Genomic DNA, 14,988 nt, shown 5'->3' on the forward strand with positions numbered 1-14,988 from the left:
TATTATGTATCCTGTGCTACAATAAAGGGGCGAGTGACCTCACCAAAAGTTTCTCGCCCAGTCGGTTGCATTTATGCAGTCGGCTTTTTCTCTTTCATATAAAAATGGTGGTTATATTGATTAATGAGCTTGTCCATAATCATAGATTGTCTGAGCACGCTGGCGTGGCTGAAACCATGTTTTGCTTGCAAAGCATAAAGCTTTTGTCGAGCTTTCTCCAACCGTTGACGCAAAATGTCGTCCCTTACCATGATATAACCCTCCTTGTTGTATCCTTAGTTTAGAGGGTTATGAATAAGTTTACTAAAAGTAAAGGTTTGGGATAATTATCAATAATCAAACAAAAAAAGACCTGCTACGAAAGCGGGTCTTGGAATGGAGCATTTTTTAATATCAAGAATGATCAGAAACCACCATGATGTCCTGTGGGTTCGAAAGTAGATCCTTTCTCTTGATATGGGTAAGGAATAATTACTACCATCAATAACGCAAAACTTGTCACCAATAAGGTTAAAACCATTTTATTCTTCATCTTCGTCCACCTCGTTAATCAAATTACGATAAACTGCCTTTACCTCAGAGGTTGCATTTTCTCTAAAAGACTCAAACAGTCTCATACATTTGATTATATATGCTTTATTATTAATCACAGTAGATTTTTCCAAACAACTTAACAAAAATGTAAAACCATTCAAAAACATACCTTTACGCAAATAGTAGATGGACAATTCACATGAAAAATGAGTAAAGCGTTCTGAAATAAATTGTTGATTGTACACGCCCACCCCATTTTGTTGCTCCAGAAGAGATAGAATCTGCACTTCAAATCGCTTGAGCAGATCATCTACATTCATATTATAACGATTAGCCGCCTCAATGATGTTATCTAATGCGGGGAGAACTTCGTCTTCCTTTGTAGAAAAATAAGCTACATAATCCGAGAGTACGCTTACATCGCCTGACATAAGCCTGTTTACATACGTGTTGACCTCCGACCACTCCTTAAACCGATTCTTCCACTTCAGGGTCGTTTCATCCGTTTCCTTTACCCAACTTACATCAGCGTAAGTGTTAATATGTAGGAGTGCCTGCTCATAGTCTTTCCTTGCATCGCAAACTTCTGCACGAAGTAAATATGAAACTCCCCAGTATACAAATAGAGGGTAAAACGGCTTTTTTTTATTTTCTTTCTGTGTTTTTTGCTGCTGGAGTTCCAGCTTATATTGGATTTCAGCCAAATTCCCCAAAATTTTAGCGAATTTGTTTACTTTATCCCACTTACGCAATGAGCGATATGTATTCAATAAATCTCTTAATGCATCTAGCTGGTCAATTTCATCAAGACGATCGACGTAAGTCTCAAACTGGACAGCAGCCTCATAATTTTTCTCTGAGTCATCCCCTTGCCTCGTTACGAATAAACGGTACTGACAAATAGCCAAACGTTCGGAATACTGCTTTTTCTCAGTTAGGGCCACATTCTCATAAAGTATAGCTGCCGCTTCATTCATACCGTCCTTGAAAAATTCCTCGGCAAGTTCAAATAAGGGATCGGAATATCCCAACTTATCCAACAACATATCCACAACTTGCTGAATACAGTCCAGCTTGTTCAATTTTGCGCAATTATACAAAAAAGGACTCATTCTACGCCAGTTCGGGTTGGAATCTGCCAAATATTCGTCTATGTACCGTTCGTAATAATAGCCGATGGGGTGTCCCATCACTTCTGTTATTCGATCCAACTGGTAGACTGAAAACTTACGGTTTCCATTGACGATACTACTCACTGTGCCGGGATTCATCTTGGATTCTCTGGCTAAATCGCTAATGTTCAAACCATTTTCATTCATGTACTTCATCATCTCTGCGAGTATCGTGGTTGTATTGGACAAAATAAACCACCCCTTTAAAGTTAACTTTTTAGGATATCGACCAATATAAATGAAAACTATGACAAACAAATAATAATATAGTTTTCCGCAAATAATCATACCATCTTCTGGAATGTTTTCATATACCTTCAATAGGATTACTTTGCAACCTAAACTATTGAAAAAGGCTCATGGAGGTCAAGCTCCACGGGCCCTTTGTTAATGCACATCGAACAGTTAACTATACTCCACCTATCCGGCAGGATGAACATCCCGATCCGTTGCGTTATTTTTGGCAGAGGCATGGAAAATCTCTCTTCCCTTCGCCCATAACAGCAATGCCGCCACCAGCAACATTCCACCGTTCAACACAAAGATCCAGCGGATCGGCATCCAGCTACCAAGCAAGCCGCCAATGAGCGGCCCCGCCATCATCGCCAGTTGTGTCGCTGACTGATTCAAGCTAAAGGCTCGTCCACGAAACTCCGGTTTGGTAACCTCCACAGTCATCGCATTGATAGCCGGAATGACAGACGCATAAAACAATCCATAACCGAACCGAAGCGCACCAAAGCCGATAAAATTCGATACAAAAAATTGCAGGATATTCCCTATACCTGAACCAATCAGCCCGATCAGCAGCACTTGTGCAAATCCAATCCTGCCACCCATCCGTCCCCAGCGGGGGGCCATCAGCACAGCCGCAATACCTACAGCTGAGAATACAATTCCGGAGCTTAAAGACGCTCGACTACGGTCAATTCCCATTTCCAGAACATACACCGTAATCAGCGGCTCCAAGATCATGACGGAAAAGGTACTTAATCCTGCCAGTATGAGCAAAAAGTACAACGGCCGATTAGCAATGGCCTCCTTGATATCGTCACGGACATGCGAACGGGTACTGGTTCCCTTGAAGTTATCCTCTCTAGCGGCAAAGGTCGCAATTAGCGCAGAGACCAGCACAAGCCCCGCAGAGAACAGAAAGGCATTCCGGTTGCCGTAATAATGACTTACCACTCCGCCAATCAACGGACCTATGATACTTCCCGTCGCCCCGGAGGTTGCCATAATGCCGAGTGCATAACCCGTTTTATCCTCAGGCGAACCCGTTCCGACCAATGCGATGGCAGCAGGAATAAACCCGGAGAGCAGGCCCTGAAACAGCCGTACCCCTACAAACACATACGGATCAGTCACAAAGGCACATATCAAATACAATACCGCCAGACTAAAGCCTGAACGAATCAGCATCGGCTTCCGTCCGTACTTATCTGCGAGCGAACCCCAAAACGGAGCAATCAGAGCACTGGCTAAAAAGGTAACCCCAAAGGCGATCCCCGCCCACAGCTCCAGATGATCGGTCACACCCATTTCCGTATTCAGAAAAATAGGTAAAAACGGAATGGAAACGGAATAGGCCATGCTGCAAAAAAATACACCGATCCACAAAACGACCAGGTTTCGCTTCCAATAAAGATGCATGATGTTACACGTCCCTTCTCCTCATTCCATTATTAACCTCTAAATTAGAAAAGTCCACAGCAAACCTCACCCTTCAGCCGTGGAACAACCATGCAGAAGCTGATATAATCGAATGGAATGGAGTTGATGACATGGCTAAAAAAAGAAATTCGTCTTCCACCGCTCCTGCGGCTCAGGACAAACCTGCAACGTTAAAGGATCTGTTGAGCCAAGACGTGCTGAATAAGCTCAAGGCCCAGGCCAATGAAGCCCAGGCAGAGCAGGATAAACGTAAGGAAGACGAACGGCAGCGTGCCCTCGAAGCAAAAAAAGCAGAACAGAAGAAGCTGGACAACAACTTCGAGCATCTGCTGAATAACAGCAATCTGGACTGGCACAAATATAAATAAGCCAAAACCATCCCGGTTTTGGCCTATCTCCACGCTTGATTATATTATAGCCAGTCACGGATGTGTTGTACCGAGTACAGCACCCCTACCCAAACCGGCAGACTGAACGCCATCCCCCATATGAGACCTTTAGCCAGCTTTTTGTCTACCTCCACCATGATCCTGCCCCTTTCCTTGGGAATAGCAGCAGTATGGGTCAAGAATACGGTATTCAAACCCGTATTTCCTAATCCCAACAAAAAAAGGTATGATAGAAAACGGAAAAGTGCTCTGCGCTGCCCCAAACTATAATTTAGGATTTTACACATCTAATCTTTCAGGAGGAATACAAATGATCCGAAAAAAGATACGTCCCTGGTATATGCTTTGCCTGCTGGCTACCATGCTCGTGCTGGTTGCCGGATGTGGCACAAAAGCGACAGATGTAGAAGCCGCAAGCCGGACAAGCAGTACAACCCCTGCCGCGACTAAAGACAAAAGTAAACCTGTTTCCCATCCTGTCGTCACGATTGTCATGAACGACGGTAAAAAGATTAAACTTGAGCTGTACCCGGAAGTAGCACCGAACACCGTTAACAATTTCATTTCCCTGGTGCAAAAGGGCGCTTACAACGGTACGATCTTCCATCGTGTCATCCCCGGCTTCATGATTCAGGGCGGTGACCCGCAGGGTAACGGTACAGGCGGCCCCGGCTACAGCATCAAAGGCGAGTTCAAGAGCAACGGTGTCAACAATACGCTCAAGCACACGCGCGGCGTACTATCCATGGCCCGCTCAGCAGATCTGGATTCAGCCGGATCGCAATTTTTCATCATGGTTGCCGATGCGGATTACCTTGACGGTCAATACGCTGCTTTCGGCAAAGTAACGTCTGGATTAGACGTGGTAGATGCCATCGTGAACTCCAAGCGTGACAGCAATGATAAACCCATCAAACCAGCGACGATGAAAAAAGTAACCGTGGACACGCTGGGTAAGAAATATCCGGCTCCAGTCAAAGTGAAGTAAGATTATATCGGCCCTGTGCGTATGCATGGGGTCGTTTTACATGTTCTACAAAGATGATTATCGTGTTCCACAGTAATGTTTACTTGGCTGCTGCCTCTGTGATGTAGTAAGAGTATATACACAAAAGGAAGCGTTTTCAATCATTATTTTTAAAGCTTTTTTCACCGATAAGGGCCTGTCAGCGTTCGACAAAAGAAGCACTGAAAGAGATACTGTATGAGCAGTATAAGCCGTCTAATTGGATTTGGTTTCTACCGAACGAATACCTTCCATCTCCTGAAGTAATGACAGCAGTTCTTTAATCCGATTCAGTACGCCCGGCTCATTTTCGACCAAGCTGTTTGATCCTGAAAACCGTATTTGGATACCACCATCATGAGCGACGCGCCGATACCGACAATGAAATGCGTGCGAATGCCCGCCTCCTTCATCCGACTTTTGCGTTCATAGCCGATTAACGCGCCGCACAAGCCGGCGAACATGACCCGAATCAGATAATCCCAATCCCACATACTCTTGTTCACTCCACTACATTTTATTTCTTGAACAGATGTCGTACCTTGTTATTACCCACATTTTAAGGAACTTGCACTTCATGCTCCGGCAGATTGTGATGTGCCTTCCTTCCCTTGAGCAGCCATAGCTTCGGTGTATCCTGTACCCCTTCAAGTCTCAAGCTGAACGCCCTCGGCGGCAAATTACGTATACGTAACAGTAGACGGTTACCGTCTGCCGCTGCGTCCACAAGCTCTAATGGCCTCAGTGAATCGTTCCTGCCTGTGCGAATCAGATCGCCCGTGGCATCAGCCGCACTCTCTCGGCTCCAGACACGCAGCTCATTCACAGACGGCGTGGCAATCCGCTTGCTGAAAGAAACGACCACCTCATCATCTGCGGTCGATCTTTCCGCACGGAGCGGGATGGGCGGCTCATCGTACATATAGCCGCCCAGATGGTATTCGTAGGCGGTCCAGACGTCATAACCGCCCTCCAGGGCGGTAGCCCCGAACTGCCGGGTCCATTCGCGGTCCCGAACCATGCTCGCGAGTGAACCGATATCCGCCTGCACCCCGAGGGGCAGGTTCGGATTAGCGGCGCGTACCGCCTGCGCTATGCGGGCGTAGCCGCCAATATAATGCGGCGGCAGGCGACGACGCATCCAGTCCGGCCAATGGGTCTGGAGCACATGCATATCCGGGGCTACGCAGCGGATCATCGCTACTGCGTCCAGCCCCTGCCATTCCCGTAGCTGGCCGGGCACATCGCCGCGTCCGTTCACGGCCAGCGACCACGTCGCCACGCAGATGTCCGGCCGGACATCACGCACGCCGCCTGCGCCGTTCACCAGCTCGCCGATCAGCGCGTTCACGGCGTCCACGCGCAGATCGACCCACTGCGCGTACAGCTCCGGGACCTTTCGGTAGTAATTCCGCGTATGCTTGTCGCGGAAATCCGGAATGTCCTCACCGCTGCGCTCGCGGAAGGCCCGCCGGGCATGCGGGCCAATATCCCCGTACACTCCACTGCGCAGCCCGTTCCATTCGGGAAAATAAGGCTCTGCCACCTCGAACCCGTCGAACGGAATGTCGGTGACCAGCCGGGCAGCGGCTTTCTTTTTCCACTCCACGTATTCCTGTGCAAAATGCGAAAGCCGCTGAAACCCGTCATTCGGCTCGCGCAGCAGTTCCATGCGCCATCCTTTCCACTCTGGTGGCAGCTGTGACACACCGAAGGAACCATTGCCAAGCACCATCGCCCATACCGCTATTCCCCTGCGTTGAAAGGCCGCAACGAGCGCTCCATCCACTTCATTTTCACGCACAACAAAATAATGAACGGTCCGGTAGCCTGCAAGGGCGATTTCATCGGCTATACTGTCCCGCGAACGGTTGGCGTAATAGGGAAACAACGGATCTATTTGAATACTGGGGCCGCTCAGCGCCCATGGCTTTATTTTTCCGGTCAAAGTTATAAATCCTGTTGATTGTGTCCCGTCATTTCCGTTAAAGCTCAATTGGATCCACCTCCGTTACCCGTCTCTTCGCTATATGCTCCTGCTGGTTCGCCTATGTTACCATACTTCGCAAATTCAGTGAAATGCAGACTTACAGACGGAAATGCAGCAGTCAGCAATCAGAGGTATTGGAATAACGAGTCAGGTTAGCTTATGAGCGGATGAAGAGGAAATCACTGACCCCTCAGCGCAGTGTTTTCTCCGTGCTATGATCTTCCCCAAGACGTTCAGCTCTGTGCACAGCTCCTCTGCGAAAGCGGGCATATAGCCTGCCTCCAGGCAGCACCTCGAACAGTAACATCGTAAGAGAAAAGAATAAGAGCGCAATGACCTCTTCTGCCAAAATATACAACGGATATGGTCCCAAAACATCCAATATCGACGGTGTTGACGGCTTTCCGGCAAGAAACATATAGTTTGCTCCGAGTACATTATCTACGAGCCAAACGATCAGCGCCAAGCCATTGAGGAAAAGCATTGCTCCCCCAACGCCCTTCCACGTCGGTTTCAGCCCTTCGATCCATGTCATGTACAAGGCAGCCCATATAATGGCACTATGAGCCACAAAAAAATGAATAAAACGATAGTGCGGAAAAGCGTACGCCAAATTAGGTGTAAGTACCGCTTGAAGCGCTCCTCCAATTCCGGCAAAAAGTATGATCGGATACAGCCAGCGGCTACGGAAAATCAGCAGCAGAATCGACAGCAGCAGCGTCACACTGCACAGCTCCAGCGGCAATGATGTCTGAGCATCCCAAATGTGCTGCGTCACATACCATATATTCAGAGTTACCTCTGACAGAATGAGTATGGTAACCAGGAGCCAGCGAATCCCCTCACTTAACAGCTTATGCGACTGAATCAGGCCCCGAGTCAGCCAAAGCAGTAAAGCACATAAAATAAGCCCTAGTACAGCCACCCAATGTGACGAAGTAAAAGCCTCGAATCCTTCCGGTGCAGCAGCATCGAACCAGGACCATGACCACGGCTTGTCCATCAAAAGCCCCCTTCTATCTTTTTTCTCTTTCTTGCTTGTTCGACACCTTAGCCTTTATGATAAAAGATATCATATTCAAAGGAGACCCCTCATGCCCATTAATCGCCGTTTGATCACAGATCAGGATTTCACCGAGGCGTTGGAACGTCATCTTCGTGTCCGCATTTTTCAGGATGACCAGTTGATTGGTTCGGGCGGAGTCATTATCCGTTTTGACGATCAAACTATAGTCGTGCAATCCAGTGTCAGTGATCTGGCCTACCATCCCAGAAAGCAATGTGAGTTTTTTGAAATAAAAAAATAATCGCTACACACCGGAGAACCATCTTGCTTCGTTTTCCGGTATATAGCGGTTACATTCGCATGTTCTGACACGTTACGTTCTACAGCTGCATTCCACGAGTTTTCATCATGAGCTTGTTCGTAAGCACTTTCAGGTCCTCGGAAGAAGACGAAATTTCCTGCATAATAGCCGTTTCCTCATGAGCGGCTGTATAAATCTTGTGCGCACCTTCCGAGAAGGCCCCTGACATTTGCTGAATACGATTGATCTGCTCGAAGGTTTGATCTACCCGATTCGTCTGCTCCGTCACAGCTTCTTCCATTAAGCGAATACCTTCAACAAATTCACGCACAATCGAGTTCAAACGACTCAACGTCTGATCCACCGAGCTTGTCCGTTCCGCCTCAGCGCTGACCAGTGATGTTTGCTGGTGCATTAATTGTACCGTTTCCACAATTTGCGACTGCACACGGCTAACGATGGCATTGATTTGCTGCACCGATTCCGTACTTTGTGAAGCCAATGCGCGAATCTGGTGAGCAACTACGGCAAACCCGTTACCTTCTTCTCCTGCACGTGCGGCTTCAATGGAGGCGTTCAGCGCCAGCAAATGAGTTTGCTCCGCGATATCCTTGACGGTGCTTGTAATCGCTTCAATTTGTGAAGCTTCCTTTTCCAGTCGTGCAATGACCTGCTGCGAACGACTATGCGAAGCAGTCAGCTCCCCCATTCCCTCCATCAGGGATGAAAAAACCGTCTGCGTCGAATCGACCGAATGCTCCATGTGGCCAGACAGTTCCAGCATATGGCCCGATTTGCTGCGCATCATTTTAAAATCGCCCAACATTCGATCCGCTGTTTCAATAGATTGGACAGACGCATCCCTTTGCTGCTTTACGCCTTCCAAAATATCCTCCACCACCGAAGTCATGGACTCAATCTGTGTCGTAGCCTGTACAATAGCCGAACTAAGGTTTTCCGCATTTTGTGAAGTCGCTCTTGAGCTATACGATATCTCGTTAAACATATCCTTGATGTTTAGCATCATACGCCGGAATGCATCATAGAGCACCTTGATTTCGTCATCTGAACGACGATCAGGAATGACAACGGACAGATTCCCCGCCGAGGCTTCCTCAGCCGCCTTTGCCAATCTGACAATCGGACGTGTGAGAAATTTGGAGATCAACCACCCCAAAATGCCACTCCACAGAACGCCCATTAACAGAATGATTGAGATATACAGCCATTCCTGTGTACCTTGAGCAAGCCAGTCCTTGAGTACAAAATAAAAAAAGCGCTTGTTCCATAGGTGATTGCAGAAATAGCGACAAATGCAGCAACCATTTTCGTACCTAGTGACATTTTCATGTAATGTAGCCCACCCCAAAAAACTCAAATTTGATTCCATTTTACCATATAATTGCTACAATTCTAGTGGTGTTTTTCACAGACAGCCTTATTTATGAGCATAAAGATAGAGAGACTTTAGGCCCCCACCTTAACAGCCAAAAATAACATGTAACAGGCATCAGCGTGCATTAAAAAAGGGACGAACCGCACTGCTGCTTGCTTTACAGGCCATTCGTCACCTATTAAACCATTGATTTTCAGGCACTCAACCATTCCATCATTCGGCATTATTGTCATTTTCCTGTTCACTAGCTGTTTTTTTGACTGCTTCAATTGTGTCTATTTGGTGACTGTTTTTTTCCAGTACGGTAAACTCCCATGAGCCTATGGTCATACTCTCTCCCTGTCGGATATCAAAATGCTCTGAAAGCATCCAGCCGCCAATCGTATATACGTCTCTGGCCTCAATATCCGTCTCCAAACGCCGATTGACTTCATGAATGAGCGCTTGCGATTTGAGTATGTAACGATGATCGTCTGTTTTTGTAATGAGAGGGGTTAGCGCCGCAGGGGTTTCGGTATCGGTATAGGAAGGAATGTCCCCTACAATCTCCTCCATAATATCCTCCAGTGTGACCAATCCGGATGTGCCGCCATATTCGTCCACCAGCACCGCTACGGGAATACGCCGCTTTTGCATCTGAATCAGCAGGTCCCGGGCCTGAATGGTTTCAATCACCTGAAGCACTGGATGAATATAGGAAGCCATCGTGGTATTCCCTGTGCTGTGCCCTCGGGCCAAATCATGCAGCGCTTCCTTCACACGAATCATTCCGATGATGCGATCCCGATCCCCGTTTTCGGCTACAGGCAGAAAGTTATAGACCTTGTCCTCGATCAGCTCCATAAACTCTGCCACCGTTGCCAGATGAGAAATGGAGCGGATATGGATACGCGGTACCATAATCTCTTGCGCCGCACGGTCGTCAAAATCAAACACATTGTTCAGGTAGCGATATTCTGTCGGTGTAATTTCACCACTGCGGTATCCTTCGGATAATGCCAAACGCAGCTCTGCCTCACTGAGAGCCGCATCTTCCTCGGAAACCTTTTTCAGCCCGAAAAGTCCCGTAATAACACGCGAGGAACGGCTGAGTACCCAGTTCAGCGGATACGTCATTTTATAGAAGATTGTAATGGGACGGGCAAAAAACAAAGCCATCGGCTCCGCAATCTGTATAGCGAATGTTTTGGGCACCAGCTCCCCGATAACCACCTCGAAATACGTCAAAATTAGAAAAGCCAGCAAAAAGGATAATACTCCCGTGAGTCCGGCCGGAATATGCGCCAGCACAAACAGCGGATGCAGCAGCTTTTCAACCGTAGACTCCCCGAGCCAGCCTAACGCCATCGAGGTTAACGTGGTCCCTAGCTGACAAGCGGATAAATACTCGTCCAGTCGGGACAAAATATTTTTGACAGCTTTGGCATTTTTATTCCCTTCGGATGCAAGCTGGTTGATACGGGATACCCGCACGCGAATAATGGAATACTCGGATGCAACGAAAAACGCAGTTAACGCAATCAGTAAAATGACCAGGATGATATTCACAGTTTCCACAGCCCTCTCTTGCCCCGCCATACGAAGCAAGAAGCCCCCCCTTATGACGTTCATTTTTGGATGGACAGATCCTATAAGTCATTATGTCCATAATCGTGTATTACCCAAAAATGACAAGGAGTAGACTATGGTTGACCAAGTTAGCGAATCGCCAGCGGACTCTTTTGCACGATATCTATCCATTGATCCGCTATCAATTGATGCCCAACAGCTGTCGGATGAACCCCGTCATGCAGCCAATAGGAGGCATCCGCCTTGGTAGCAGCCTCGTTCAGCAGGCTTTGGAGCGGCACAAATACGGCCCCAAATTCGTCCGCAAGCTGACGCACCAGACGCTGATAGCCCGTTATTTTTTCCTGCCAAATGTCCCAGCGTGCCTCGGTAGCTCCCGTTTTCAAAATAAACGGCTCACACAGCACCAGCCCGGTATCAGGCAGCACTTCACGCATTTCCGCCAAAATGTGGCGATAGGCTCGCTCAAATCGGTCCGTCACCCCGGACGGCTCCTGCTCCACGATCCGCCAGGCATCGTTCACTCCGATCAGAATACTGAGCAGGTTCGGCTTCAGGCTAAACGTGTCCTCATTCCAGCGTGCATACAAATCCGAAACCCGATCCCCCGAAATCCCCCGGTTCACAAATTCTGGCTGCGTAGCAGTCAAACGGCTCCCTAATGCACCTGCGATCAGATACACATAGCTCTGACCCAGCCAATGGTTCGCGTCCTCATTCCGTCCTCTTCCTCCATCTGTTATGGAATCCCCCTGAAAAAGAATACGTGTGCGTCCTGTATTAGTGCTGCTAGTCATATTCCACATTCCCTCCTTAACATTTTCCAATAATATCCTTATCATACCTTGTATTTCTTAAATTAGAAAGCGGTTTCAAAAATTGAGAGAATTGTAGATTTGCCATACACTCTTAGGCTGGCTTGTCGTAATGATTCCGGCTAGATTGTATAAGCGTACCTACATGTTTTGGAGCCGATGATTAATCAGATGCAGCAGCCACTCTTGCTCACCAGGAATCCCCTCTCGCAACCTGGCAGCCGCTACAGGTAATATCCAGCTATTCATGCTATCAGCTTTTATATTGGACCTTCTGCAATATTCATTCAGGTAAGCTCTGTTTAGTATTCTTTTAAATAGACACAATAAAGGCTCCATCGTTCTTGGTGTCCCTGGTGGATTAAACGGAGAAAGCAACATTAATGAAGTTCTTGCTACATCGCACATCGGGTCTCCTATACTTGCGTTTGTCCAATCAATTGCGATTGATTGATAATTCGTCATTCATAAACCTCAGCACTCATGCCTTTTCCTATCATGGCGCCTTTGTTCAATGTGATCCCTCCATCCGCATTGGTTGCGCCTGTCACAATCCCATCCTACACCGCGCGGTACTTGCATACCTCCCGAAAATTACAGCCGCCGCACGCTCTGCGTGAAGGCATCGGAGTGAAAAAAGACTCGGGTTTCGGCCGATTATAATAATCATCATCGAGACAGGACTTCATTTCCTCGATGTATCGCCCGACATTGGCAACGACCTTGTCGATATCCTCCTGCGCAGGATGGTACACTTCATGCTCTCCGGTCATCAAATATTCCACACGTACCTCGATCTTCTCCAAGGGAAGCTGGTAATGCTCCTGCACATAGGAAGCGTACAAAAATAGTTGGTCGGAGAAGTCGCCTTCCTTGCCTGTCTTCCAATCTACGATAACCAAGTCTCCATTACCTCTACGGTAAAGCAAATCCATTTTGACATATACCTTCGTCTCATGAAGCAGCATCGTATCCCACTTTTCCACCTCGACGATTCGGGCCTCACCCTGCTGCAATTCACGCCAAACCGCAGTCCGGTACAGATTATGTACCACCGCATACTGTCGCTCCTTAATCCGGGCAATTCGTTCCGGCAGCACTTCGTCATCATAATAAACTTCAGCGAGCATGATGCGATTTTTGGGGTCTTGCAGCCATAGCTCACGTTGCAGCGATTCCTTGTAGCTGTCATTCAGCATGTTCTTCATCGCTGTCTCCAGGTACGCCGGACGTGGAACAGCGCCTTTTTCCACCCAACCACGTATGACCGATTCACACATTTGATGCGTAATATTCCCAAATAAAATATATAAGTTGCTCAGCTGCTTGAGCCGATACAACGTAACCTGCTCTTCACTGCCCTGTGCAGAGCTCCAGCCGTTATGCGAGCCGTAATAATGGTAATAGTATTTGCGTAGGCATTCATCGAACGTTTGGGCCCTCGATTGCGAATAGGACCAGGACGGGTACATAGCCATGAATAGGCCCTCCTTCGTTAGAACTTCCATGCTCTATTATACCGCAAGCCTGGACTGCATCGGCCAAAAAGAACGAAGACTTTAACCCAGAGGTTAAAGCCTTCAACGGTCTAGTATAGTCAATTCGCAATAACTCCTGAGATCCGTCCAACTCTGGCTTCATTTTCAATCCTTCGTTGTCGCATGAATCAAATCACTTACATTAACAGCACCCTGCTCACGGACGTTGACAACGAGTACGGGAGTTCCCAGCATTCCGCTGATCCACGTCTTATAATCATCAACACGATCATTGGGAAGAATCGTCAAGATGACTCCAGCAAAGCCACCACCATGTACCCTGCATGCGCTGTCATCTATTGATTGCAAATACATTTCCGTTAATGCAAGCGCGACAGATACGTCCTGTTCCCGGTCAACCCCACTTCTATATACGTTTTGAAGCCATTTCCATGAAGAATTACCGGATTCTGTGACGAGCCTCAAGAAATCAGAAAAACGTCCCTCCTCCAACGACTTCACCTGTTCATCCACACGCCTATTTTCTTCAAAAAAATGCAACGCACGCAGCACTGCACGATCTCCTGCTTTTTCCCTGACCATTTTGAGGTTGGCATACAGATCCTCCGGCGATAAGTCACGGCAAACAGAAGCACCTAAGGACTGAGCCACTGCACGCATTTCGTTGGGTACTGCCGCGTAATCGTCCGTTAAATCAGCATGATCTCCGCCTGTATTGACGATAACCAGGGAATATCCGTTTTCTTGAAAATTCCAATGAACTGAATTTATGATCGGTTCCTTGGGGTTTACAAAATCAATGGCAACCAATCCCCCATATGCACAAGCCATTTGGTCAAGCAGCCCCGACGGCTTGTTCCAGTAGCCATTTTCGGCGTACTGGCCGATTTTGGATTTGGCGACAGCATCCAACGCTCCCTCATTATAAAAATGACTGATTATCGTACAAATCAACATTTCAAATGAAGCAGAAGAGCTTAATCCTGAAGCAGAGAATACATTGCTTGATATATAAGCCTGGAATCCTCCGATGCGATAGCCGAATTCGAGCAAGCCAGCCGCAATACCGCGGACCAGAAGCATCGTACCGTCATCCTCCGGTCGTGGTGACAAGTCATTTAAATCAATGACGTATTTCGTTTTGTAGCCTTCGGAAAAAAACGTAATTACAGGCTCCTCCACTTTAGCAGCTACAGCGATGGTATCAAGTGTAATACTGCCTGCCAGCACCTTCCCGTGATTGTGGTCTGTATGATTCCCCCCAATTTCGCATCTTCCCGGAGCACTAAACCATTCAATATCCCCGACGCCGAAGTGCTCCCGGTACGCCTGTAGAAGTGATTGATATCGCGTCGTTTGCTCTGCAACCTGCTGTTGACCGTACATTCGAGCAAGTACAATTTTTCCCTCACTAGAATTCAACAATTCCATATCTTTCATCGTTATATCCTCCTATTGTAGGTGATTTCCACCGTGGTGTCTGGCCGCAAATATATAAATGGCGCAGCAACAATATAATTATCTCAATTTTCCCTGTGCAAAAATAGGGTACTATTTTAATCTGTAATCGCTTATTTAAATCGTTTCTGTGAGAATGCTTCCTTATTTTACGATAGATAAGATTCGTAAGGATATGC

The 14,988-nt window shown here is 47.4% G+C and carries 14 protein-coding genes and 2 pseudogenes; 3 read left to right on the forward strand and 13 right to left on the reverse strand.

The window, feature by feature from the left end; genetic code table 11:
- Nucleotides 1–71: 71 nt before the first annotated feature.
- The 4 genes from QD47_RS21520 to QD47_RS21530 form a co-directional block, all read right to left on the reverse strand.
- Nucleotides 72–251, reverse strand: coding sequence for an aspartyl-phosphate phosphatase Spo0E family protein (locus QD47_RS21520; protein ID WP_044648054.1), 180 nt, complete (start codon nucleotides 249–251; stop codon nucleotides 72–74).
- A 152-nt stretch (nucleotides 252–403) separates the two neighbouring features.
- Nucleotides 404–532, reverse strand: coding sequence for a hypothetical protein (locus QD47_RS33770; protein WP_268794265.1), 129 nt, complete (start codon nucleotides 530–532; stop codon nucleotides 404–406).
- Complete coding sequence (locus QD47_RS21525; RefSeq protein ID WP_082067266.1) at nucleotides 522–1,895, reverse strand: helix-turn-helix domain-containing protein; 1,374 nt, start codon at nucleotides 1,893–1,895, stop codon at nucleotides 522–524. The genes QD47_RS33770 and QD47_RS21525 overlap by 11 nt, the downstream gene beginning before the upstream one ends.
- A 231-nt stretch (nucleotides 1,896–2,126) precedes the next feature.
- Complete coding sequence (locus tag QD47_RS21530; protein WP_044648055.1) at nucleotides 2,127–3,359, reverse strand: MFS transporter; 1,233 nt, start codon at nucleotides 3,357–3,359, stop codon at nucleotides 2,127–2,129.
- 131 nt (nucleotides 3,360–3,490) lie between these two features.
- Here QD47_RS21530 and QD47_RS21535 point away from each other — a divergent pair, with 131 nt between their 5' ends.
- A complete protein-coding gene (locus QD47_RS21535; RefSeq protein WP_044648056.1) occupies nucleotides 3,491–3,748 on the forward strand; it encodes a YqkE family protein in 258 nt (85 codons plus the stop codon).
- Between the two features lie 44 nt (nucleotides 3,749–3,792).
- On the opposite strand, the gene QD47_RS32615 is transcribed toward QD47_RS21535, so the two are convergent.
- On the reverse strand, nucleotides 3,793–3,963 hold the full coding sequence (locus QD47_RS32615) for a hypothetical protein (RefSeq protein ID WP_200893490.1): 171 nt from the start codon (nucleotides 3,961–3,963) through the stop codon (nucleotides 3,793–3,795).
- Nucleotides 3,964–4,079: 116 nt separating this feature from the next.
- Between QD47_RS32615 and QD47_RS21540 the strand changes: the two genes are divergently transcribed.
- Nucleotides 4,080–4,757, forward strand: coding sequence for a peptidylprolyl isomerase (locus tag QD47_RS21540; protein WP_044648057.1), 678 nt, complete (start codon nucleotides 4,080–4,082; stop codon nucleotides 4,755–4,757).
- A 323-nt stretch (nucleotides 4,758–5,080) separates the two neighbouring features.
- Here the strand turns inward: QD47_RS21540 and QD47_RS21545 are convergent.
- From QD47_RS21545 to QD47_RS21555, 3 genes and pseudogenes are all read right to left on the reverse strand, one after another.
- A pseudogene (locus QD47_RS21545) lies at nucleotides 5,081–5,269 on the reverse strand (MgtC/SapB family protein); the annotation flags it as partial.
- A 65-nt stretch (nucleotides 5,270–5,334) separates the two neighbouring features.
- Nucleotides 5,335–6,771 carry a hypothetical protein gene (locus tag QD47_RS21550; protein ID WP_044648059.1) on the reverse strand — a complete coding sequence of 479 codons (1,437 nt, stop codon included), beginning with the start codon at nucleotides 6,769–6,771 and terminating at the stop codon, nucleotides 5,335–5,337.
- Nucleotides 6,772–6,955: 184 nt separating this feature from the next.
- On the reverse strand, nucleotides 6,956–7,768 hold the full coding sequence (locus tag QD47_RS21555; RefSeq protein ID WP_044648060.1) for a YwaF family protein: 813 nt from the start codon (nucleotides 7,766–7,768) through the stop codon (nucleotides 6,956–6,958).
- A gap of 91 nt (nucleotides 7,769–7,859) precedes the next feature.
- On the opposite strand from QD47_RS21555, the gene QD47_RS21560 reads away from it, so the two are divergent.
- Nucleotides 7,860–8,072, forward strand: a complete 213-nt coding sequence (locus tag QD47_RS21560; RefSeq protein ID WP_025686491.1) for a hypothetical protein — start codon at nucleotides 7,860–7,862, stop codon at nucleotides 8,070–8,072.
- A 79-nt stretch (nucleotides 8,073–8,151) separates the two neighbouring features.
- Here QD47_RS21560 and QD47_RS21565 read toward each other — a convergent pair.
- The 5 genes and pseudogenes from QD47_RS21565 to QD47_RS21590 all read right to left on the reverse strand — a co-directional run bounded on the left by QD47_RS21565 (nucleotide 8,152) and on the right by QD47_RS21590 (nucleotide 14,791).
- A pseudogene (locus QD47_RS21565) lies at nucleotides 8,152–9,422 on the reverse strand (methyl-accepting chemotaxis protein).
- Between the two features lie 259 nt (nucleotides 9,423–9,681).
- Nucleotides 9,682–11,025, reverse strand: a complete 1,344-nt coding sequence (locus QD47_RS21570; RefSeq protein WP_044648069.1) for a hemolysin family protein — start codon at nucleotides 11,023–11,025, stop codon at nucleotides 9,682–9,684.
- Nucleotides 11,026–11,165: 140 nt separating this feature from the next.
- Nucleotides 11,166–11,879, reverse strand: a complete 714-nt coding sequence (locus QD47_RS21575) for an SGNH/GDSL hydrolase family protein (protein ID WP_082067265.1) — start codon at nucleotides 11,877–11,879, stop codon at nucleotides 11,166–11,168.
- Nucleotides 11,880–12,412: 533 nt separating this feature from the next.
- Nucleotides 12,413–13,330, reverse strand: coding sequence for a PD-(D/E)XK nuclease family protein (locus QD47_RS21585; RefSeq protein WP_044648062.1), 918 nt, complete (start codon nucleotides 13,328–13,330; stop codon nucleotides 12,413–12,415).
- Nucleotides 13,331–13,495: 165 nt separating this feature from the next.
- Nucleotides 13,496–14,791, reverse strand: coding sequence for a galactokinase (locus QD47_RS21590; RefSeq protein ID WP_044648063.1), 1,296 nt, complete (start codon nucleotides 14,789–14,791; stop codon nucleotides 13,496–13,498).
- Nucleotides 14,792–14,988 lie beyond the last annotated feature (197 nt).

This window comes from Paenibacillus terrae, assembly GCF_000943545.1.
Taxonomy (GTDB): domain Bacteria; phylum Bacillota; class Bacilli; order Paenibacillales; family Paenibacillaceae; genus Paenibacillus; species Paenibacillus terrae_A.